Source organism: Pedobacter albus, assembly GCF_036324255.1.
GTDB lineage: Bacteria > Bacteroidota > Bacteroidia > Sphingobacteriales > Sphingobacteriaceae > Pedobacter > Pedobacter albus.
The window spans coordinates 1,663,758-1,683,224 of record NZ_JAZDQT010000001.1; the positions used below are offsets into that span (position 1 = coordinate 1,663,758).

At 43.6% G+C, this 19,467-nt stretch carries 19 protein-coding genes; 2 read left to right on the forward strand and 17 right to left on the reverse strand.

The annotated features are described in order from the left end of the window. Positions 1–28 precede the first annotated feature (28 nt). Positions 29–1,387, forward strand: a complete 1,359-nt coding sequence (locus VRU48_RS06890) for a sensor histidine kinase (protein WP_330107184.1) — start codon at positions 29–31, stop codon at positions 1,385–1,387. A 60-nt stretch (positions 1,388–1,447) separates the two neighbouring features. Here the strand turns inward: VRU48_RS06890 and VRU48_RS06895 are convergent, their stop codons facing one another. The 17 genes from VRU48_RS06895 to VRU48_RS06975 all read right to left on the reverse strand — a co-directional run bounded on the left by VRU48_RS06895 (position 1,448) and on the right by VRU48_RS06975 (position 18,741). Next, positions 1,448–2,047 (reverse strand): CDP-alcohol phosphatidyltransferase family protein, encoded by a 600-nt coding sequence (locus VRU48_RS06895; protein ID WP_330107185.1) that lies wholly within the window; start codon positions 2,045–2,047, stop codon positions 1,448–1,450. An 86-nt stretch (positions 2,048–2,133) separates the two neighbouring features. Further along, complete coding sequence (locus VRU48_RS06900) at positions 2,134–3,405, reverse strand: glucose-1-phosphate adenylyltransferase (protein ID WP_330107186.1); 1,272 nt, start codon at positions 3,403–3,405, stop codon at positions 2,134–2,136. Positions 3,406–3,417: 12 nt separating this feature from the next. Beyond that, complete coding sequence (locus tag VRU48_RS06905) at positions 3,418–4,824, reverse strand: glycogen synthase (RefSeq protein ID WP_330107187.1); 1,407 nt, start codon at positions 4,822–4,824, stop codon at positions 3,418–3,420. Between the two features lie 191 nt (positions 4,825–5,015). Continuing rightward, complete coding sequence (cobA, locus tag VRU48_RS06910) at positions 5,016–5,813, reverse strand: uroporphyrinogen-III C-methyltransferase (RefSeq protein WP_330107188.1); 798 nt, start codon at positions 5,811–5,813, stop codon at positions 5,016–5,018. 271 nt (positions 5,814–6,084) lie between these two features. After that, positions 6,085–6,540, reverse strand: coding sequence for a protein-export chaperone SecB (locus VRU48_RS06915; protein WP_330107189.1), 456 nt, complete (start codon positions 6,538–6,540; stop codon positions 6,085–6,087). A gap of 2 nt (positions 6,541–6,542) precedes the next feature. Then, positions 6,543–6,785 carry a hypothetical protein gene (locus tag VRU48_RS06920; protein WP_330107190.1) on the reverse strand — a complete coding sequence of 81 codons (243 nt, stop codon included), beginning with the start codon at positions 6,783–6,785 and terminating at the stop codon, positions 6,543–6,545. A gap of 12 nt (positions 6,786–6,797) precedes the next feature. Then, positions 6,798–7,304: a hypothetical protein gene (locus tag VRU48_RS06925; protein ID WP_330107191.1), complete on the reverse strand. Its 507-nt coding sequence runs from the start codon at positions 7,302–7,304 to the stop codon at positions 6,798–6,800. Between the two features lie 290 nt (positions 7,305–7,594). Beyond that, positions 7,595–8,062, reverse strand: coding sequence for a hypothetical protein (locus tag VRU48_RS06930; RefSeq protein ID WP_330107192.1), 468 nt, complete (start codon positions 8,060–8,062; stop codon positions 7,595–7,597). A gap of 496 nt (positions 8,063–8,558) precedes the next feature. Beyond that, positions 8,559–9,806 carry a sulfate adenylyltransferase subunit 1 gene (locus VRU48_RS06935; protein ID WP_330107193.1) on the reverse strand — a complete coding sequence of 416 codons (1,248 nt, stop codon included), beginning with the start codon at positions 9,804–9,806 and terminating at the stop codon, positions 8,559–8,561. A gap of 127 nt (positions 9,807–9,933) precedes the next feature. Continuing rightward, the gene (cysD, locus tag VRU48_RS06940) at positions 9,934–10,839 is read right to left on the reverse strand and encodes a sulfate adenylyltransferase subunit CysD (RefSeq protein WP_431311617.1); all 906 of its coding nucleotides are present in this window, start codon (positions 10,837–10,839) and stop codon (positions 9,934–9,936) included. A 136-nt stretch (positions 10,840–10,975) separates the two neighbouring features. Continuing rightward, positions 10,976–11,671 carry a phosphoadenylyl-sulfate reductase gene (locus VRU48_RS06945; protein ID WP_330107194.1) on the reverse strand — a complete coding sequence of 232 codons (696 nt, stop codon included), beginning with the start codon at positions 11,669–11,671 and terminating at the stop codon, positions 10,976–10,978. 5 nt (positions 11,672–11,676) lie between these two features. Next, entirely contained in the window at positions 11,677–13,182 is a 1,506-nt protein-coding gene (locus VRU48_RS06950; RefSeq protein ID WP_330107195.1) for a TSUP family transporter, read from the reverse strand. Then, positions 13,166–13,942, reverse strand: coding sequence for a uroporphyrinogen-III C-methyltransferase (gene cobA, locus VRU48_RS06955; RefSeq protein ID WP_330107196.1), 777 nt, complete (start codon positions 13,940–13,942; stop codon positions 13,166–13,168). Before cobA (VRU48_RS06955) ends, VRU48_RS06950 begins: the two co-directional genes overlap by 17 nt. Next, positions 13,939–16,023, reverse strand: a complete 2,085-nt coding sequence (locus VRU48_RS06960) for a nitrite reductase (protein ID WP_330107197.1) — start codon at positions 16,021–16,023, stop codon at positions 13,939–13,941. Before VRU48_RS06960 ends, cobA (VRU48_RS06955) begins: the two co-directional genes overlap by 4 nt. Positions 16,024–16,269: 246 nt before the next feature. Continuing rightward, positions 16,270–16,707, reverse strand: a complete 438-nt coding sequence (locus VRU48_RS06965; RefSeq protein ID WP_330107198.1) for an RrF2 family transcriptional regulator — start codon at positions 16,705–16,707, stop codon at positions 16,270–16,272. 53 nt (positions 16,708–16,760) lie between these two features. Continuing rightward, a complete protein-coding gene (locus VRU48_RS06970; RefSeq protein ID WP_330107199.1) occupies positions 16,761–17,987 on the reverse strand; it encodes a sterol desaturase family protein in 1,227 nt (408 codons plus the stop codon). Further along, the gene (locus VRU48_RS06975; protein ID WP_330107200.1) at positions 17,977–18,741 is read right to left on the reverse strand and encodes an alpha/beta fold hydrolase; all 765 of its coding nucleotides are present in this window, start codon (positions 18,739–18,741) and stop codon (positions 17,977–17,979) included. Before VRU48_RS06975 ends, VRU48_RS06970 begins: the two co-directional genes overlap by 11 nt. Before the next feature lie 268 nt (positions 18,742–19,009). Here VRU48_RS06975 and VRU48_RS06980 point away from each other — a divergent pair, with 268 nt between their 5' ends. Beyond that, positions 19,010–19,420, forward strand: a complete 411-nt coding sequence (locus VRU48_RS06980; RefSeq protein ID WP_330107201.1) for a hypothetical protein — start codon at positions 19,010–19,012, stop codon at positions 19,418–19,420. Positions 19,421–19,467 lie beyond the last annotated feature (47 nt).

The window sequence follows — 19,467 nt, forward strand, 5'->3', positions numbered from 1 at the left end:
CAAAACGCTAAACGCCATACCCAATACTATGTTTTACCAAAGATTTACCTTCCGTTTAATTAGCAGACTGGTGCTCATCAATGTATTGGCCCTACTCTTGGTATATCTGGTACGCAATACGCAATTATGGTTTACCATTACGGGCATCAGCCTGGTTTTGCTGGGCAGCATTATTTCGCTTTATTTTTACATCAATCAAATCAGGGAAGACATTCAGCGCTTTATCCTGGCCGTAAAAACGAGAGACCATACCCTTAATTTCAGAAACAAGGTTACCATGGGCAGTTTTCCGGAGCTGTACGAATCGTTCAACGAAATCATCCAGATCCATAAAGACATTCAGCTGGAACAGGATGCCATATTCCAGCTCATCAAAACCATTTTAGAACAGGTACCCGTTGGAGTAATTGTGGTGAAGAAAGAGAAAAATGCCTACGACAAATCGGAAATTTCGTTTTTCAATTTGGCGGCCAGCAACCTGCTTAATGTGCCGGCCTACAGTTATTGGCATCGTTTTCAGGAGCATTTGCCCATTTTTGCCCACGAAATCGATAAAATCAGTACGGGTGGCAAACGCTTTCTCGAGCTCAAGATACAAGACAAATTCATCCAGCTTTCCATCGAAGTGATACCGCTCAACCTATATGGCGCCGACCATATCATCATTTCCTTCCAAAACATCAAGGACGAAATCGAGCAAAAGGAAACCGAAGCCTGGAACCGTCTAATCGGCGTTATTTCGCACGAAATCCTAAATTCCATTACGCCAATCAGTTCTTTGTCTGATACCGTAAACCAAATGATCAGCAACAAGACCAGCTTAGATACCGAAGACCTCGAAGACCTTAAGCCGGCCCTGCAAACTATTAAAAGGCGTTCGGAAGGCCTATTAGATTTCGTAAAAGACTACAGGCTTATTGCCGAGCTTCCTACCCCAAATGCCGAAATGCACAGTGTAGGCGAAATTTTGCAGCACGTTAAAGTACTGATGCAGCCGATGGTCAGCGCCAAGCACATCAAGCTTCAAGTGTTACAAACCGCCTCGAAAATCTCCATCCAAGTCGATTTCAAATTGATAGAACAAGCGCTCATCAACCTCATTACCAATAGCATGTACGCTTTGGAAAATACCGAAAAACCAGTAATCGAGGTTACCTACCGATTGGCCCACAATAAGGTTTATATTGATGTAACCGACAATGGCAAAGGAATTGAACCCGATAATATCGACAAGATTTTTGTGCCTTTTTATACCACTCGGAAAAATGGTTCGGGCATTGGCCTCACCATTACACGCAACATCATGAAAATGCACCGAGGGGGCTTAGAAGCAGATTCGATACCAAACGAAAAAACGACCTTCTCGTTGGTTTTTAATTATTCATAATACCCTTGTGGTTTTTGTAAATCACTTGCGAAGTTTCCCAAATTTCGCAAGTGTAAAATGCTAACTATTCAGGTATTTGCTCTTTTTAAACGGAATGCCCTTACGCATTAAAATGGCATGGTAAAAGCTCGGCACATCGTGCGCCCAATTGCGCAAAATCAAGATAATCAGGATTACATCTAGTTGCGAAGCTAATCCCAGAATTACGCAGGTCTTAAAGATCCAGCCATTATGGGCAAAACCCAGCAATGCAGTAAACGTGGCCAACAAGGTCAATCCCCACATTTTAGAGAGGAAAGCGTGTGTACAGGTTTCTTTGCCAAACTTCAGAAAGCTGACCAAATAACAAAGTCCTTCCATGGTCAAGACCAATATCACTCCAATCTTGTTTTCTTCAATCAAGTCGGGATAAATCAGGTAGCAGCTCCAGGCAATGCCCAACCAAAATACCAAATCCACCTGACTGTCTATCCTGCGCATTTTTGTGGTAGAAAGTTGCTGTTTCCGGGCAATTATCCCGTCAAAAATATCGGAAAAAAGCCCAACATACATCAGCCCCAGAATAACCAGAGCACTTTGTTCCTTAAAAAGATAGGCCAAAATTACCACCGTTGGTGCCAAAAGCAACCTCAGTAAAATCAATGCGTAGGGAACATTCATCAATGTGCAATTAGTTTTCAGGTTTAAGCTACAAAAAAGCCCCCTTAATTTGAAGGGGGCTTTGTCAATTTATCAATATAATGTGTTTAAATTACGGTTCCGTTGGCAATAGTCGAGCCTTTTTTAACCACTACAATTCCGTCTTTCACCACATACAGGCCATAATCGCCCTCGGCAAGATGACTGCCGCCATTAATGCGCACATCGTTGCCAATCCTGCAGTTTTTATCTACAATGGCGTTATTGATGTAGCAACGGTCGCCAATGCCTAGCAAAGGTTTTCCTATGGCTGTAGCTTCCTGTATTTCTTCTAGGGTTTGGTAATGATCGCTGCCCATAATGTAAGAATTGGCAATGGTAGTGCCTTTTCCAATCCTCGACCTGATACCCAAAACCGCCCGTTCTACCCTACTGGCCTGGATAATGCAGCCCTCGGCCACAATGGTTTTTTCAAGCGTGGTACCGGATACCTTTGAGGGAGGCAACATCCTTGCCCTGGTAAAAATAGTATGGGCACTATCGAACATGTTAAACTGAGGCAGTTCGTCGGTAAGGCCCAAATTGGCTTCAAAGAAAGAAGAAATGTTACCGATATCGGTCCAATAGCCTTCGTACTGGTAGCTTAGCACGTGGTTGCTCACCAAAGAACGCGGGATAATCTCCTTACCAAAATCCTTTTCTTCCGGATTTTCGTTCAGCATTTTGATCAGCAAATCGCGATTGAAGATATAAATACCCATCGAAGCGAGGTAATTCCTGCCTGCGCTCTTCATTTCGTCGCTGGTTTCCGAAGTCCAATCAGGCAACAAATCGGCCTTGGGCTTTTCGATAAACGAAGTGATGAAACTGTCTTCATCGGTTTTCAAAATCCCAAATTCGGTAGCCTCTTTGGCATGTACCGGAATGGTAGCGATAGAAATTTCGGCACCTTTATCGATATGCGCCTTTAGCATTTCCCTAAAATCCATTTGGTACAACTGATCGCCCGAAAGGATCAGGATATAATCGAATTCATGGTTTACAATGTGGTGCATGCACTGCCTCACCGCATCGGCGGTTCCCTGAAACCAAGTGGGGTTATCAGGCGTTTGCTCAGCGGCCAAAATATCCACAAAAGCCTTCGAAAAATGGCTAAAGTGATAGGTATTCTTAATGTGCTTGTTTAAGGAAGCGGAATTGAACTGGGTCAGTACGAACATCCGGTGGATGCCTGAGTTCATACAGTTGGAAATTGGAATATCGACCAGGCGGTATTTACCACCTATCGGTACTGCCGGTTTAGAGCGGGTTTGCGTTAACGGAGACAATCTCGATCCCTGGCCCCCGCCAAGGATAACACCCAATACTTTGTCTGTCATAGCTGTTGATGTTTACATTTGGTACAAGTCTATATATTGTTGTGCCGCAAGGTCCCACGAGTGGTCCAGCGACATGATATATTTGCGGATATCCTTTACTTTCTTCTGGTCTAAAAACAGTTCGTAAGCCCTTCCAATGGCATGACCCACATCCCAAACGCTGGTTTGGTCGTGGCAAATGCCGAAGCCTCCATCGCCAATATCTGTAACCGTATCTTTTAGGCCACCTATGCGCCTTACAATGGGAATGGTGCCATAGCGTAGCGCATACATCTGGTTCAATCCGCAAGGCTCAACCCGCGAAGGCATCAACAGGAAATCAGCTCCTGCATAAATTTGGTGAGACAATACTTCGTTATAGCCAATATAAGCATTATAACTGCCTTTAAAATGATGTTTCAGTTCATTTAACCTATCTTCTACGTGAGGATCGCCAGAACCGAGCACCAAAATATTGATTTCGCGATTGCTCTGTTGCAATGCGTTGTAAAAAATATCGGGCAACAAATCGGCTCCCTTTTCGCCCACCAGGCGTCCAATGAAAGTATACAGCGGTTTCTCTTTATCTAGATTAAAAACAGTGCATAAGGCTTCTTTGTTTGCTTTTTTACCACTATCTACCGTACGTACCGAAAATGTCTTGCTCAGCATCGGGTCTTTGGCCGGATCCCATACCTCGTTATCGATGCCGTTTAAGATGCCCGCCGATTTGCCACGCTCTTGGGCCAAAAGACTTTCTAAACCATTGGCTTGATAGCTGATTTCTTCCAAATAGCTCGGCGATACCGTTGTTACGCGCCAGGCGCATTTAATGGCCGCTGCCAAAGGATTGATGCAGTTGCCCCAATCGAGCTTGCTCGAATTGCGTAGTTCGTAGGCCGGAAGATAATAAAGCTTATCCCAGCCAAACTGGCCCTGGTATTGGGCATTGTGGATGGTAAGTACCGTAGGAATATGGCTCAAATGGCGATACTGGTAGCAGTTGCCCACCATAAACGGAATCAGGCCGGTATGATGGTCGTGGCAATGGATAACATCAGGACGATGTTCCCACTGTGCAATCCAGTCTAATGCCGCAATCTGGAAAGCCAAAAAGCGCTCGGTGTCATCATCATAGCCATATACCTTTTCGCGGTCTAACAAACCGCTAATGTGCACCAAAAACAGATCGAAGCCCAGTTTATTGGCCTTTTCCCTAAAAATACGGGCCTGATAGTTATTCGACCCTAGGCGTACCCAGCCATCGTAAACTACTTCAAATTCGTTCTGCTGCAGAAACTTATTGTGATAAGCTGGCATTACCACTTTTGCCACGTGACCAAGCTTGTTCTGATACTTTGGCAAAGCGCCTACCACATCGCCCAGGCCGCCAACTTTTGCAACTGGATAACATTCGGCACTGAAGTGTATAATTTCCATAAACGTAGCATTGAAAAATCTTAGTCAAAATAGGCAATAGATTGAGTATTGCAAACATTTAGGAAAAATAATTTTTGACGGTCGGCGATATATTATTTCCAAGGAAAATTTATTTCAAAAAAAGAAAAGGCTGAGTTTTACCTCAGCCCTAACAACCAAACAAAAAATAAATATGAATTTACCTAAGCTCTTTAATAGCCTTCTTCTACAAGCGTGGCATAAAAATCCTTTATGACATTGAATTGTGGATGTAAGGAAACCACCTGTCCAAAAATAAGAAGTGCCGGCGAGCTGATTTGCTTTTCTTCGATCAGTTCTTCAATGGTATCAACAATGCCCACTACTACGTTTTCTTGAGTCGAAGAACCATTTTCGATAACGGCTACAGGCAATTCTGTTTTGCCCTCGGCTTTAAAGATGGCTGCAATTTCCTTAATTTTTTCGATGCCCATCAATACCACAATGGTGGCATTCGATTTGGCCGCTACGTACAAATCGGGAGAGATAGCTCCTTTGGCATTGGTACCGGTTACCACCCAAAAGCTTTCGCTCAGCGTGCTGTATACCATCGGTATTTTTTGCAGGCCGGGTACGCCCAAGGCACTCGAAACGCCCGGCACGATCTCTGTAGGAATGCTGTACGATTCGGCTACATCGATTTCTTCATAACCACGGGCAAACACAAAAGGATCACCGCTTTTCAGGCGTACCACATGTCCGTAGTTTAAAGCATAATCGATCATCAGCTTGTTAACCAAATCTTGAGAAAATGATTCGTCGTCAGAACGTTTGCCTACATATACTTTGATGGCATTTGCAGGCGCATAGTTTAGCAAGGCTTCGTTTACCAAGGCATCGTACAAAACCACATCGGCGGTTTTTAACGCTTTTACGCCTTTTAAGGTCAACAAATCAGGGTCGCCGGGACCCGCACCTACTAGGGTGATTTTAGGCTCGATTGTGGTTCTTTCTGTCTGACTGAGTATCATTTCTCTTTTGGTTTGGTTAATCAACAGGACAAATATATATATAATATCTATAGAATTAGTAGTATTTATTTTTAAAAATTTTAACTAGTTGATTTAAAGAATGATAAATTCACAGCTTTATCAATGATCTTTCCCAAAAGAGGTTATTATGTTATAGAAAATATGCTGAAGCTCTATTTAGATTTTCTGACGGTCGGAAGGAAACCACTAAGTATAGCTATAAATATAACGATGAGATATTTTAGAAAATATTGAGCCTCTAACTATTGTTCTAATTCAAAGGCTCAATAACATCGCCCTGATTGTCTTCTTCTAGAGCCTGTGGGTTCAATATTTCTAAATCACCTTTGAAAATTTGAGCAGGAATTGTAACCGTTCCAGTTGTTTTACCAAGATTTGAAGTTAGGGTCGAAATAAATGCACGTACATAGGGAAACATAATTGCTGGTGAATTTTGATTCATGAATATTTTACGATATTCATCACCAGCGTTTTCACCAATTATGAAGGTTCCAATTGCGGTTAGGTTTATATCAAATGATCCTTCAGCTTTTACAGAGACACCCATAACGATTTCAAATGAATTTTTTGAATGCTTGTGTAGAAATATTGATGGCTCTACATTAAGTACGATTTCTTCATCAGTCCACGGCTTTTCACAACTGTAGTTGAGGTTAACGAAATTTACACCTTTAAATTTGAGGTTTTCCTGATTAGTGGTAGCCATGGTTATGCGGCAATAGCAAAGTGACTATCCTTAGGTATATTTAGGTCAGTCTGTGAATTTGAAGGCGAATTTGATACCGAATTAGTATCTCTAATTGCTTCCATGTTACGTAAATATCCCTGCACTCCGATATAATCGGCTACTTTCTTTTTTTCTCTTTCCTTAAACCAGGCAAGAACAGACTCGGTCGTTTCACGTTCCAAAGCTTGGTCCAGAGATTTTTCGAGTTCTTTTAGATTGAGCATTTTTAATTAGTATTAACAATCACCGTCAAAGTGATGTGCAAAGTTAGCAATTATTTCTTTGGTATATGCAACTAGTTGTATACGCTTTCTGTAATACAAACCAGTAACTTTTGATATTGTTTCGTTTGAAGGTAAATCCTGAAACATGATTCCTGTTACTTTATCACCCCATCCACCCCTTTCCAAAAAGTACTCATTTACGTCTGCAATCGTTGGTTTTCTACCGGCTTTTTTTGTCAATGCATCGACTGCTTTTTCAATCGATTTAAACCAAAAATCATAATGTTCCTCATCAAATACCGTATCTAAAACGTTTTCACATTCTATTTCTGCTGTATAGACAGAATATTTTTTGAAGTTTTTTTTGCCGTTGATTCCCCAAGAAACTGCATCATTTTCTTCATTCCAAAAATACATCCCATGGCCTAACCAAGCATCGTCTCTTGTACATGGAATTGGTTCGGTAAGATAAGGGGTTGAAAAACCCTGTGTATGAAACATCTTACGTTGTTTTGACATTCGAGAGCATTTTAAACATGTTAACAATTATAAACGAAATAAATACAATCTCCAAATAAAAACAAGAACAACGTCGCAATACCATCTTCCAAGATAAGCCCAATTGCTCAACAATAGGGCTGTATTTTTTCTATCCCTAGGTCTCCTGAAGGGATATATGCCTGTTATATTACCAAATTATTGGATGGTTTGTTCGAAATACACTTGCGAAGTTTTTAGAAACTCCGCAAGTGTTAGTCAGGTTTTAACCTTCGAACTTTACAACCTTAAAACCTTCCAACGCCTATCGCCTATTTGCAATCTTTCGGCTCGAAGATAAACTTGCCGGCTTCGAAATTAATGGGTTTGCCTTTTACAAAATACGATCGGCCCAAGGTAGTTTCGATCTGGCCAACGCCCATGATCAGCTTGCCATCTTTTTTAAGGAAAGCCAGCGGATTGGTATAAGTACCTACGCTATCGGTTCCTACTTTGAAGCTATAATCCACAAACAAGGTATCGCCTTTCAACTCTCCGGTAAAAAAGCCATCGTTTTTGGGCTTATCGGCATAGTTGATCAATAATGTTCCAGATACTTTGCCCGAAGCCAAGGTATTTAGTTTCAAATCGGCCGATTCGGTTTCGTACTTTGCCTGGTAGCAGCTTGAGTTGGTTACATCGTCCTTTGTTTTAGCAGTTTCTTTTTTTTCGCCGTTTTGGCCACAGCCAAATGTCAAGGCACTCAAAGCGACGGCCAGAAATAACAGGTTCTTTTTCATGTTTTTAGGTTTGAGGTGGTTTTTCTTTTTTGAATAGGATGAAGACTCCTATTCTTTTCCATAAGATAACCAATAAAATGCAGAAAAAGTTTGTTTGAAACGATTATGTGTATTGCGTAGTGCGTATTGCGTTAAAATTCTTCTACGCATACCAAATATGCAAAATCTTAAACTCCTCAATTTCTTAATGGTTAAAAATAAAATAGCCACAGATTGACAGATTTTTAGCGTTGTGCGTATTGAGTATTGCGTATTGCGACGGAATTCTTCTAAGGACTGAACCCGAGATACAAAAACTTAACAGCCTTAATTTCTTGATGGTTAAAAAACAGAAAAGCCACAGGTTGACAGATTTTTAGCGTTGTGCATATTGAGTAATGCGTATCGCGATGGAATTCTTCTAGGAGAAACGCTAGAGATGCCTAATCTTAACTACCTTAATGGCTTCAAAAAACAGAAATGGTCGAGACGAGCACATCCCGACCAGCGAAAAAAACTATTCAACCGCAGCGCGAAACATCAAAGCGCCAACGGTAAGGTTCGTTCTGCTATCAATTAAAATGGCCGAACCGTTGTGGCGGCTTTCACTATACAAATCGAAAGCCAAGGTCGCAGCCGTTTTAAGCACTACCCTACCAATATCGTTCAATGCAAAAGCAGCCGCGCTGTGTTTTTCTAAGGTATTGATGTCTACCTTGTAAATCAGTTCAGAAACCTTGCAACGGGTCAAGGTGCTGTTGTGTTGGATCAAATAAGTCAATTCGGTATCTAAAGGCCTGGTGTCCATCCAGCATAAATCGGCCTCTATCAGTTTCGATTCGTGGGGTACGGCCGAAGAATTAACAATCGTATCGCCTCTGCTCAGGTCTACATTGTCCTTCAAATGAATGGTTACCGACTGTCCGGCCTGGGCTTCCTGCAATTCGTTGTCGAAAAACTCAATCTTGCTTATGCTCGAGCGTGCTCCTGAAGGCAATACCGTAATCTTGTCGTTTACCTTAAAACTGCCACTCAATATCCGACCGGCATAACCACGGTAATCGTGCAGCTGATCTGTTTGTGGCCTGATTACCCATTGTACCGGCATGCGTGCAGGCCCCTGTTGCGGTTCTTCGGTGTTTACCTGCTCTAAAAGCTCAATCAGGCTTTTGCCATCGTACCAAGCCATTTGCCCAGACTGGTGCACAATATTATCGCCTTTTAGCGCACTTACCGGCAAGTAGGTAATCTGTTTAAGATTCAACTGTGCAGCCAAAGCTTTGTACTTTGTTACAATGGCATTAAATACGGTTTCGCTATAGCTTACCATATCCATTTTATTGATGGCAACTACCACTTCCTTAATGCCCAGCAACGACACCAAGTAGGTATGCCTAATGGTCTGTTCGACCACACCGTTGCGCGCATCAATCAAAATAATGGCCAAATCGGCTGTAGAAGCACCTGTAACCATGTTTCTGGTATATTGAATATGGCCCGGAGTATCGGCAATGATGAATTTCCGTTTTTCGGTTTGGAAATATTTATAGGCCACGTCGATGGTAATGCCCTGCTCCCGTTCGGCACGCAAGCCATCGGTTAAAATAGCCAGGTCGATGGTACCATCGTCGTTTTTGCGGTTGGCATTTTGCAAGGCCTCCATCTGATCGGCCAGAATTGAATTGGTATCGTAAAGCAAACGGCCAATGAGGGTGCTTTTGCCATCATCAACGCTACCTGCGGTAAAGAATTTGAGTATGTTCATGTTTTTCGTATTGCGATTGGCGTATTTGAGTATTGCGTACAGCGTATTGCGCTAATGCAAACAGCCCATCCAGTAATTAAATAGGTTAAAGACCAAAGCCATGGACTATGGACTTCAGACTAAAGACTTAAAAATATCCTCCTTTTTTACGGTCTTCCATAGCGACTTCCGATACTTTATCGTCCATGCGGGCTCCTCTTTCGCTGACCTTCGAATTGCTGATTTCGGCAATGATATCGTCGATATGGGTAGCCTCCGATTCAACCGCAGCCGTACAGGTCATATCGCCAACGGTACGGAAACGCACTTTTTTGCTAATGATAGTATCTTCTTCGTCGAGGTTCAAAAACGGCGTAGCGCCCATCAACTGTCCGTTTCTAACCACGCAATCGCGCTGGTGCGCAAAGTAGATACTTGGCAAAGCGATATTTTCTCGGCGAATATAATTCCACACATCCAGCTCGGTCCAGTTACTAATGGGAAAAACCCTCACATTTTCGCCCTTGTGGATTTTCCCGTTGTAGATGTTCCACAATTCTGGGCGTTGCCTTTTCGGATCCCATTGGCCAAACTCATCTCTCACCGAAAAAATACGCTCTTTGGCGCGGGCTTTCTCTTCATCGCGACGGGCACCACCAATACAGGCATCAAATCCGTAAGCCTGAATAGTGTCGAGCAAGGTAACGGTTTGCAAGGCGTTCCTGCTGGCATTTTTACCGGTCTGCTCTACCACTTTTCCTTCGTCTATCGATTGTTGTACGGAGCCTACAATGAGCTTTTCGCCAATGCGGGCTACCATTTCGTCGCGATACTGGATGGTTTCTATAAAATTATGACCGGTATCTATGTGTACCAACGGAAAGGGAAACTTGCCTGGCCTAAAAGCCTTCTCGGCCAAACGCACCAATGTAATCGAGTCTTTTCCGCCCGAAAACAGCAAGGCTGGCTTTTCGAACTGGCCTGCCACTTCGCGCAAAATGTGAATGGCCTCGGCCTCCAACTCGTCTAAATAATCTAAATTATACCTACTCATGTTCTTGTTTGTATTGTTTTTATATTGGTAGATTGTATTGTTCAATTCCTACATTGTTTAATTGCTACATTGTTCAATTGTTGCATTGCTCAATTGCTATATTGTTAACTGAAAACTGGTAACTGGCAACCAAAAATCAGCTCACATGCAGGCCACATTCCTTTTTCGATTGGTCTTCCCACCACCAGCGACCGGCTCTAAAGTCTTCGCCCTCTTTTACGGCTCGCGTACAAGGCATACAGCCGATGCTCGGAAAGCCCTTGTCGTGTAGGGTGTTGTACACAATGTGATGCTGTTTGATGTAGGCCTTCACTTCTTCGAGCGACCAATCGAATATAGGATGGAATTTAACCAGCTGATTGCCTTCATCCCATTCCAGGTTATCCATATGCTCGCGGTTTGGACTTTGTTCGGCGCGGATGCCGGTAATCCAGATTTCGTTTCCGGCCAATGCCCTTTTCAAAGGCTCTATTTTGCGGATGTAGCAACATTCCTTTCTATTCTCAACCGATTCGTAGAAACTGTTGGGGCCTTTGGCGTTCACCATTTCCTGCAACAATTCGTTTTGTGGATAATAAGCCTCGATTGGCTTTCGGTAGATTTCTAAAGTCCTGTTCCATACATAATAAGTTTCCGGAAACAGTCTGCCTGTTTCGAGCGTAAAGACCCTGATGGGGAGGTTATTTTCGAAAATGAGGTGCGTAACCACTTGGTCTTCCCAGCCAAAACTGGTCGAAAACACGATTTTACCCGGGAACAAATCGGCCAACAGGGCCAATTGCGCTACCAAATCTAAACCGATTAATTGTTTTTTGATTGCTGCTATATCCATTTTCACTAAATCAATTTTAAAATAAACGATATCACGCTACGCAGACTTACGGCCATCACGATGATGCCCACGGCTACCATAATGGTTTTGGCCGAAATGCGATTGGAAACCTTGGCAGCTATAGGCGATGCCAAAGCACTGCCGATGATCAATCCTACAACAGCTTCCCAATATTTGCCACCCAGCATGGTAAAAAAAGTAAGCGAGCTGAGCGTGGCGATAAAAAAACGGCTGATTTTTACCGTGCCCAAAGAGAACAAGGGATGCCTGCCACCGGCAATGAGGCTCGACAGCACGATAGAACCCCAGCCTCCGCCAAACGCGGCATCGATAAAGCCTCCAAAAAAGCCAAGGGCACCTATTTTTTTGATCTTTTGCTCGGCTTTTTTTCTTTTGATATTGAAAGCTTTCATCAAGATAATGCCTCCTAATATCAGGGTATAAACGGCTACAATGGGCTTGGTATATTTGCTGTAATGCTCTAGCGACGATAATAGGTAGGCACCCAAAACGGCACCGATAATGGCTGGAATAATCAAAATCTTGAACAGTTTCCAGTTTACATTGCCCATGCGATAGTGCATCCAGCCGGCGATGCCGTTGCTCAGCACTTCCGAAATATGGATAGCCATGCTGGCCGATGCCGGTGGCAAGCCCATGGTTAGCGAAAACGAAGCCGAGGTTACGCCATACGACATGCCAATGGCACCATCAATCATGGCAAACACAAAACCTGCACCCAAAAACCAGTAAAACAAGGGGTCGATGTTGATCAGGAAATGCTGAAATGCAGGTTCGGTATTCCATAACGTTAACCCGGCCGTACCGATCAGCAAAATACTGGCCAGCCAAATCATCCATTTGATGTTGGCTTCCCAAAAGCTCTTGCGGGGCTTCACCAAAATCTCGGTCACTTTGTTGAGCTTTTTTACCTTTTTGGCAAAATCGCCATCCAAGCTCTGGCGCAAAGTGTTCATGTTGATGAGCGTTTCTTCGAGCTCGTTAGGTAAACTCTCGTTAAGGATTTGCTTTAAGCGCTTGGCAATGGTGGGCGATTTGCCGTTGGTAGAAATAGCTATTTTCAAATCGCCTTTTTGGGCAATGGATCCCAGGTAAAAATCGCAAAGTGCTGGCTGGTCGGCCACGTTGATGAGCAAACCTTTTTGATGGGCTACTGTCCTTAGTTGCTCATTGAGCTCGCTATTGTTGGTCGCTGCAAAAACAATATCCACTTCCTCCAAATCTGCAGGTTCAAAAGACTTTTGCTTAATGGTTAAATAAGGATGCTTTTGCTGCAAGGCCAGTACGGCTGGCAAAACCTGTTCGGCCACCACGGTTACCCTTGCCTGCCGACTATTGCCAATAATGGCATTTAGTTTTTCCAAGCCCACATGGCCAGCTCCGATCAATAGCGTACGCAACTGGTTCAGTTTTACAAAAACCGGAAACAGCTGGTTGCCTTTTTCTTCAACAGCAATATGGCCTTCCTGAAGGCTAGGCAATGTTTGCATAAGACTGGATCAATGTTTTAAATGCCGGATGCAGGGAAACCACTTCGCCGAAAACCAATAAGGCCGGAGCCTCTATTTTTTCTTTTTTAACGGTATCTACAATCGTATTGACTTTGCCTACTACAAATTTTTCGTCGTCGGCCGAACCGTTTTGAATAACGGCAACAGGCAGTTGGTCTTTGCCAGCTTCCTCAAAAACAGCCACAATCTGCGCCAATTTCTTCAAACCCATTAAAATCACGACCGTGGCGTTCGAGTGGGCAGCCTGGTAGATATCGGCCGAAATGGCGCCTGAAGTGGTGGTACCGGTAATCACCCAAAAACTTTCGCTCAGCCCGCGATGGGTGACCGGAATTTGCTGCAACCCAGGCACGCCTATGGAGCTCGAAATACCCGGAATAACGGTTACCGGAATATTGTACGAATCGGCAAAATCTAATTCTTCGTAGCCCCTGCCAAACACAAACGGATCGCCCCCTTTGAGGCGCACCACGTGGCCAAAATTAAGAGCGTAATCTACCATCAGCTTATTAATGGCATCTTGCTCGTACGAATGTTCGCCAGAGCGTTTGCCTACATAAACCTTGATGGCCGTTTCGGGTGCGTAGGCCAGCAAAGCTTCGTTGATGAGCGCATCGTAAAGCACCACATCGGCCGTTTGCAGGGCTTTTACGCCTTTCAGGGTCAGCAAATCCGGATCGCCCGGACCCGCGCCCAAAAGGGTTATTTTGGGTTCTCTATCTAATTTCAAATTGCTCATGCGGTAACCTCCCTCTTGGCTTTAATTTGTGTTAAAAATTGTTGTGCGGAAGCCAAATAGCTTTCCGCAAAAACCTGACTAGGCTCATTTTTGTTAATTTGCAGGGCGATTTCCTGAAAACTAGGCTCGAAAACAAATTCTCCAGTCGCTACATATTGTGCATCAAACTCTTTGATTACCCCAATTTGCGTACTGCTGTTGATGCCTTTATCGAGCAACAAAGACTTGGCCGCACTGACCAATACGCTGTAAGTATGGTAAATCGAATCGGCATGAGCGCCATGAGCCAAGGCTTGTGTGGCCCAACCCAGTTTTTCTTCAGCTTCGAGCAACAAAGTAGCCACCAAATCGATCACCACTCCCGCACATTCGCCTACGCCAATAGCGGTTTCAAAAGTTTCTTCATGACCCCAATCCACAAAATCAGTAGCCTGCAACTCGTTTAAATCGGCCAATGGTTTCAAAAGCTGATAAAAATAATCCTTACCTTTTCTATCGTAATAAGCATGAAAAGTTTCTTCATAGCCATCAGCCTTAAAATCGTTTAGCAGGGCATGCAACACCAAATCGGCCCTTTTTGAAGGCACTTTGATTACACGTTCGGCTACACGACCTACGCCATTGCCTACCGTGCCGCCACCCAGCATCACCTGTACGGCTGGCACCACCTTACCCGCTGCTTTAAGCGAACTGCCGTGGAAACCAATTTCGGCCAAACCATGCTGACCGCAAGAGTTCATGCAACCGCTAATCTTGATTTTGATGTTCTTTTCGTAAATAAACTCCGGAAAATCGTGCTGAATGGTATGTTCCAATACCTTAGCCAAGGTCATGCTGTTCGAAATGCCCAAGTTACAGGTATCCGTCCCCGGACAAGTGGTGATATCGGCCAAACTATCGAAGCCCAATTCGGCTAAGTCCAGTTCATACAAACCGGCATAAAGCGCTGGCAAAGCTTCTTTGCGTACAAATTTGAGCAGTAGACCCTGGTTTTGGGTCACACGGATTTCATCGGCAACATAAGGCTTCACCGCCGCCACAAAGGCTCTTGCCTGATCGGTTTTGATATCACCGATCTGTACTTTTACATATACGGCATAAAATCCTTTTTGTTTTTGTTCAACCACATTGGTATCCAGCCATTGTTGGTAGCGTAGCTGATTTTGAATTTCAACGTTCGGATAATCGATAGCAAGGGGCGCTTCCGGTTGTTCAACCGAATTGCGGTCAACCTTAAAGCTTTTTACTTTATTGGCCAATCGCTCCTCTTCTACCAAACGCAGCACCTCTTCCAAACCCAATTTCTGCACCAGGTATTTTAAGCGGGCCTTGTTTCTGTTGGTCCGTTCGCCATAACGGTCGAAAACGCGCAATACCGATTCGCTAAAAGGAATAAGCTGGTCTTCGGGCAAAAATTCGTGTACGGCACTGGCCAGAAAAGGCTGTGCCCCCAGGCCACCAGCAAACATCACTTTAAAGCCCCTTTCTCCGGCTTCGTTTATTTTGGGGATAAAACCCAAATCGTGGATATAGCTGTAGGCCGTATCTTTATCGCTTGAGGAGAAGGAAATCTTGATCTTGCGGCCCATCTCCTGACAGATGGGGTTGCGCAGGAAATAGCTGAACACGGCATGGGCATAAGGCGAAACATCAAAAGGCTCGTCGAGATCGATGCCCGCATTGGGCGATGAGGTTACGTTTCTTACCGTATTGCCACAGGCCTCGCGCAAGGTAATGTCGTCCTGCTCTAGCTTAGCCCATAACTCGGGAGTGCGGTCTAGGCTCACATAGTGAATCTGTATATCCTGACGGGTGGTTAAATGCAGGTTGCCACTGGCATATTCGTCGGCAATATCGGCGATGCGCAGGAGCTGCCTGAAACTCAGTTTCCCGAAAGGCAATTTAATGCGGATCATCTGTACGCCGGGCTGGCGCTGTCCGTAAATGCCACGGGCCAAACGCAGGCTCCTAAAACGCTCTTCGTGTATCTTGCCCGCCCTAAAATCATAGATCTTTTTTTCTAAATCGATGATATCCTGCTCAACGATAGGATTTTCTAATTCTGTTCTGAAACTCTGCATTCGGTGTTTTTATAGGTAGTTTTTTACTCATGATCAGCTTTTTGCGGGCTAAACAACCGCCCGAACAAATCGCTTAATTCTAGCAAATATATAAAGTATATAGATTTAGTAGTAATTTATTTTTATTTTATTTCTTTTTGAGCTTAGTACCAACACGAAAATCAAGGGGAGTTCAATAGCGCAACAAGCCGTCCACGGCTTCGTCTATTTGTCGGAAACCATCAACACCAATACGTAAAAAACTGATTAAAGATCGAGCAAAGGTGTTTTCTCTTTTTCGATGATCTGGGCAATACTGGTTTCGCTCAATACTTTCAGCGTAGCATCGCGTACATCGATAAATACCTTACGGATGCCACAGGTAACCTCATCGTGGCACTCGTCGCACTTGTGATAAAACTTAAGGCTGGCACAGGGAACCATGGCAATAGGGCCATCGGTAATACGCAAAATATCAACCAAATAGATGTCAGCTGGATTTTTGTTGAGGCTATAGCCACCGCCAGCACCTTTTTTGCTGTACAGGTAGCCTGCATTGCGCAGGTCTAGCAAGATCTGCTCTAAAAATTTTTTCGGAATATGCTCCTCTTCCGCAATACGTGCAATTTGCATCGGCGGCTCATTGATGTTTTTTCCTAAAACCACCAATGCTTTTATGGCATACTTTGTTTTTTTAGACAGCATATGAACAAAGCTAATAAAATTTTAGAAATGCAAGGGCTATTGCGCCTTCTTGCCTATACTTTTTCTACCTTTTCGTACTGCAGCACATAATTGCGGTACAGCTGACTGAGGTAAAAGGTTCTTTCGAGCAAAATAAGGATGAGCACCGGAATAAAAATCAGCGCAAAGCAATCGAGCTTCCAGAAAACATAAGCCACCACCATCATCAGCCTGATGCATTCGAGGTAATAAATCCACTTGCGCTGTTCGAGCAGGGCACCACAGTTGACCAGGGTAATCAATACAAAACCTAAGACAAACAACTTATCGTCGAGCCCCAAAAAGGCAAAACAGGCTGTGATGAAAGTAAGCAGCAATACCGAAAGCGCCAGCTGAAAATTAAGGTACTGCTTAAATTTAAAACGGTATTGTTCGCTGACCTTGTGTTGCAAAAAACGTCTTTCCAGAACAGGCCTGATATCCTGATCGAGCGTAGCCGGATGACCAAACCATACTTTAAGCTTATTGCCCAAGCCCCCTACCCTTCGGGCCGCCTCGTCCAGTTCTAAATAATAATGAAAATGCTGCCACAAAAAGCTGTAGCTCTTAATTGGGTGTGTTAAGCCATATTTGGGTGCTTCTTCTTCCCGCTGGAAAGTGCCGAACAACTTATCCCAAAACACAAATACATCACCGTAGTTTTTATCGAGGTATTGCTCGTCGCTGGCATGGTGTACACCATGCAGGGAAGGCGTGATGAAAACATATTCGAGCCAAGGCAATTTACCGATCAGCTGGGTATGCGTAAAGAACGAGTAAGCCCCGTGAACAGTCAAAATAACCATCACCAATGCCGGATGGAAGCCCAAAAAAGGCAAAATGCACCAAAATACATTCCTGATCAAGGCCTGAAAGGTGGTAATCCTGGCCGATACGCTCAGGTTAAACTCTTCGCTTTGGTGGTGTACGATATGCGCCGCCCATAGAAAATTAACCTCATGCCCCAAACGATGATACCAGTACCAAATCAAATCAGTAACCAAAATGAGCAAGACCCACACCCACCAGGTATTTGGGATAGGAAACAACGCGTAATTTTTATAGATATACTGAAACAACTCGTAGAAACTACCAGCAATAAACAAATTGAGCAAACGCTCGGCAATGCCAATACTGACGTTAGACACCGAACTCTCGTACCTGAACAAGTGCTTTTTCTTTAGCCTGACGGCCAACTGATATTCGAGATACAGAAAAAGGAAAAAGGCTGGAATGGCAAAAGCCAGGTAGTTAATCGACATAATTACTGGCTAAAAAGTTGCTCAGGTGCAGGTTAAAAAGTTCTGGTTGTTCCATCATGGGCGCATGGCCACAATTGTCGAGGTAATGCAGCGTAGCTTGAGGCAACAGTTGCTTAAATTGCTCGGCAACCGCCGGAGGCGTAACCACATCCTGTAAGCCCCAAAGCAGCAAAGTAGGCACTTTAATGTTGGGCAATTGGTTTTTAAGGTTTTGTTTTTGCGCATCCCTGGCCAAACCGATAATGGATAAAGCTTTTGGTTTTTGTTGAACGATTTCGAAAATGTGGTTAACCAAGGCCTCGTCAACCACTTCTTTCCGGTCAAAAACATCTTCCACCTTCCCTTTGATATAGCCGTAATCCTTCACTCTCGGAAAAGTGCCTCCAAATGTATTCTCATACAAACCGGAACTGCCCGTAAGCACCAGTTTAGCTACCTTTTTGGGATGTTTAAGCGTGTAGAGCAAGGCGATGTGCCCACCCAATGAATTGCCAATAAGTACTGGCTGATCAATTTGGTTTTGGGCAATGTAGTTTTCCAGAAACTGCACCAAGCGATCGAGCTTGTTGCCCCAAAATCCGTTAAACAAAGGCAATTCGGGCGCAAAAACCCGATGCCTATACTCAAAGCGTTCTTTAACGTGCTTCCAATTGCTCAACTGCCCCAACAGGCCGTGAAGCAAAACAATAGGCCGGCCCTTTGCCAAACCGTTTTGGACGTTTATTGCCGAAGGTGAAGTGCATGATAACTGCATAGGAAAGTTCTTTGGATCAAAACTTTTCAAAAATAACAATATTTCAAATAATTACTACTAAATCTATAGATTAAATATAATAAAATACAAAAACAGACAACAACAAAACATAAAGTACTTAATTATAGACAGTTAAGACATCAACAATATATCTATAATTAAATAAAATAATCAAAGATTAACATATTTAATCTTTGATTAATTATAGGCATCAACCCGTCATTGGCATTTCATTTGAAAACTATAGGTTAACCTTAGCATTCTATTTATGAAAACCATTTACCTACTATTTATCCCATTCTTTCTTTTAATTTCGTTCACTGTCAAGGCTCAAAGTGGCTGTATTGTTACCTACGATACCTACATTGCCGATTACAAGGTGTACACCAAATCGTTAGGCACCTTTACCAGTTGCAATGGTTTTAACAACGTGGAACGTTTCGACCCTAACGTGTATACTTCTTTTAGTCCACAGTGTACGGTATCTCCAAATCCTTTAAGCCTTATTACCAGTCCTGGCTATCGAAACTGTATTGTAGGCAGTGGCTGTGGTGTAAAGGGGAATTATGTCATCGACAATTGCCCATTAGATGATTATACCTGGGCAACGCTGTTGTTGGTAGGCGGCACTGGCTTTTCGTTGTTGAGGAGGCGCAATAACCTCCCGTTTTCGGCTTAGATGATAAATGGCAGTGGGCCATAAATGCTACGTTCATTTTTTTAGGC

What these genes read in the sequence shown, in the direction of transcription:
- VRU48_RS06935 (WP_330107193.1), bottom strand. Translation starts at nt 9,806, where the DNA reads ATGAACATACTCAAATTCTTTACCGCAGGTAGCGTTGATGATGGCAAA.
- VRU48_RS06905 (WP_330107187.1), bottom strand. Translation starts at nt 4,824, where the DNA reads ATGGAAATTATACACTTCAGTGCCGAATGTTATCCAGTTGCAAAAGTT.
- VRU48_RS06890 (WP_330107184.1), top strand. Translation starts at nt 29, where the DNA reads ATGTTTTACCAAAGATTTACCTTCCGTTTAATTAGCAGACTGGTGCTC.
- cysD (WP_431311617.1), bottom strand. Translation starts at nt 10,839, where the DNA reads ATGAGTAGGTATAATTTAGATTATTTAGACGAGTTGGAGGCCGAGGCC.
- VRU48_RS06930 (WP_330107192.1), bottom strand. Translation starts at nt 8,062, where the DNA reads ATGAAAAAGAACCTGTTATTTCTGGCCGTCGCTTTGAGTGCCTTGACA.
- VRU48_RS06960 (WP_330107197.1), bottom strand. Translation starts at nt 16,023, where the DNA reads ATGCAGAGTTTCAGAACAGAATTAGAAAATCCTATCGTTGAGCAGGAT.
- cobA (WP_330107188.1), bottom strand. Translation starts at nt 5,813, where the DNA reads ATGATACTCAGTCAGACAGAAAGAACCACAATCGAGCCTAAAATCACC.
- VRU48_RS06920 (WP_330107190.1), bottom strand. Translation starts at nt 6,785, where the DNA reads ATGCTCAATCTAAAAGAACTCGAAAAATCTCTGGACCAAGCTTTGGAA.
- VRU48_RS06975 (WP_330107200.1), bottom strand. Translation starts at nt 18,741, where the DNA reads ATGCAGTTATCATGCACTTCACCTTCGGCAATAAACGTCCAAAACGGT.
- VRU48_RS06925 (WP_330107191.1), bottom strand. Translation starts at nt 7,304, where the DNA reads ATGTCAAAACAACGTAAGATGTTTCATACACAGGGTTTTTCAACCCCT.
- VRU48_RS06895 (WP_330107185.1), bottom strand. Translation starts at nt 2,047, where the DNA reads ATGAATGTTCCCTACGCATTGATTTTACTGAGGTTGCTTTTGGCACCA.
- VRU48_RS06980 (WP_330107201.1), top strand. Translation starts at nt 19,010, where the DNA reads ATGAAAACCATTTACCTACTATTTATCCCATTCTTTCTTTTAATTTCG.
- VRU48_RS06965 (WP_330107198.1), bottom strand. Translation starts at nt 16,707, where the DNA reads ATGCTGTCTAAAAAAACAAAGTATGCCATAAAAGCATTGGTGGTTTTA.
- VRU48_RS06915 (WP_330107189.1), bottom strand. Translation starts at nt 6,540, where the DNA reads ATGGCTACCACTAATCAGGAAAACCTCAAATTTAAAGGTGTAAATTTC.
- VRU48_RS06900 (WP_330107186.1), bottom strand. Translation starts at nt 3,405, where the DNA reads ATGACAGACAAAGTATTGGGTGTTATCCTTGGCGGGGGCCAGGGATCG.
- VRU48_RS06945 (WP_330107194.1), bottom strand. Translation starts at nt 11,671, where the DNA reads ATGGATATAGCAGCAATCAAAAAACAATTAATCGGTTTAGATTTGGTA.
- VRU48_RS06970 (WP_330107199.1), bottom strand. Translation starts at nt 17,987, where the DNA reads ATGTCGATTAACTACCTGGCTTTTGCCATTCCAGCCTTTTTCCTTTTT.
- cobA (WP_330107196.1), bottom strand. Translation starts at nt 13,942, where the DNA reads ATGAGCAATTTGAAATTAGATAGAGAACCCAAAATAACCCTTTTGGGC.
- VRU48_RS06950 (WP_330107195.1), bottom strand. Translation starts at nt 13,182, where the DNA reads ATGCAAACATTGCCTAGCCTTCAGGAAGGCCATATTGCTGTTGAAGAA.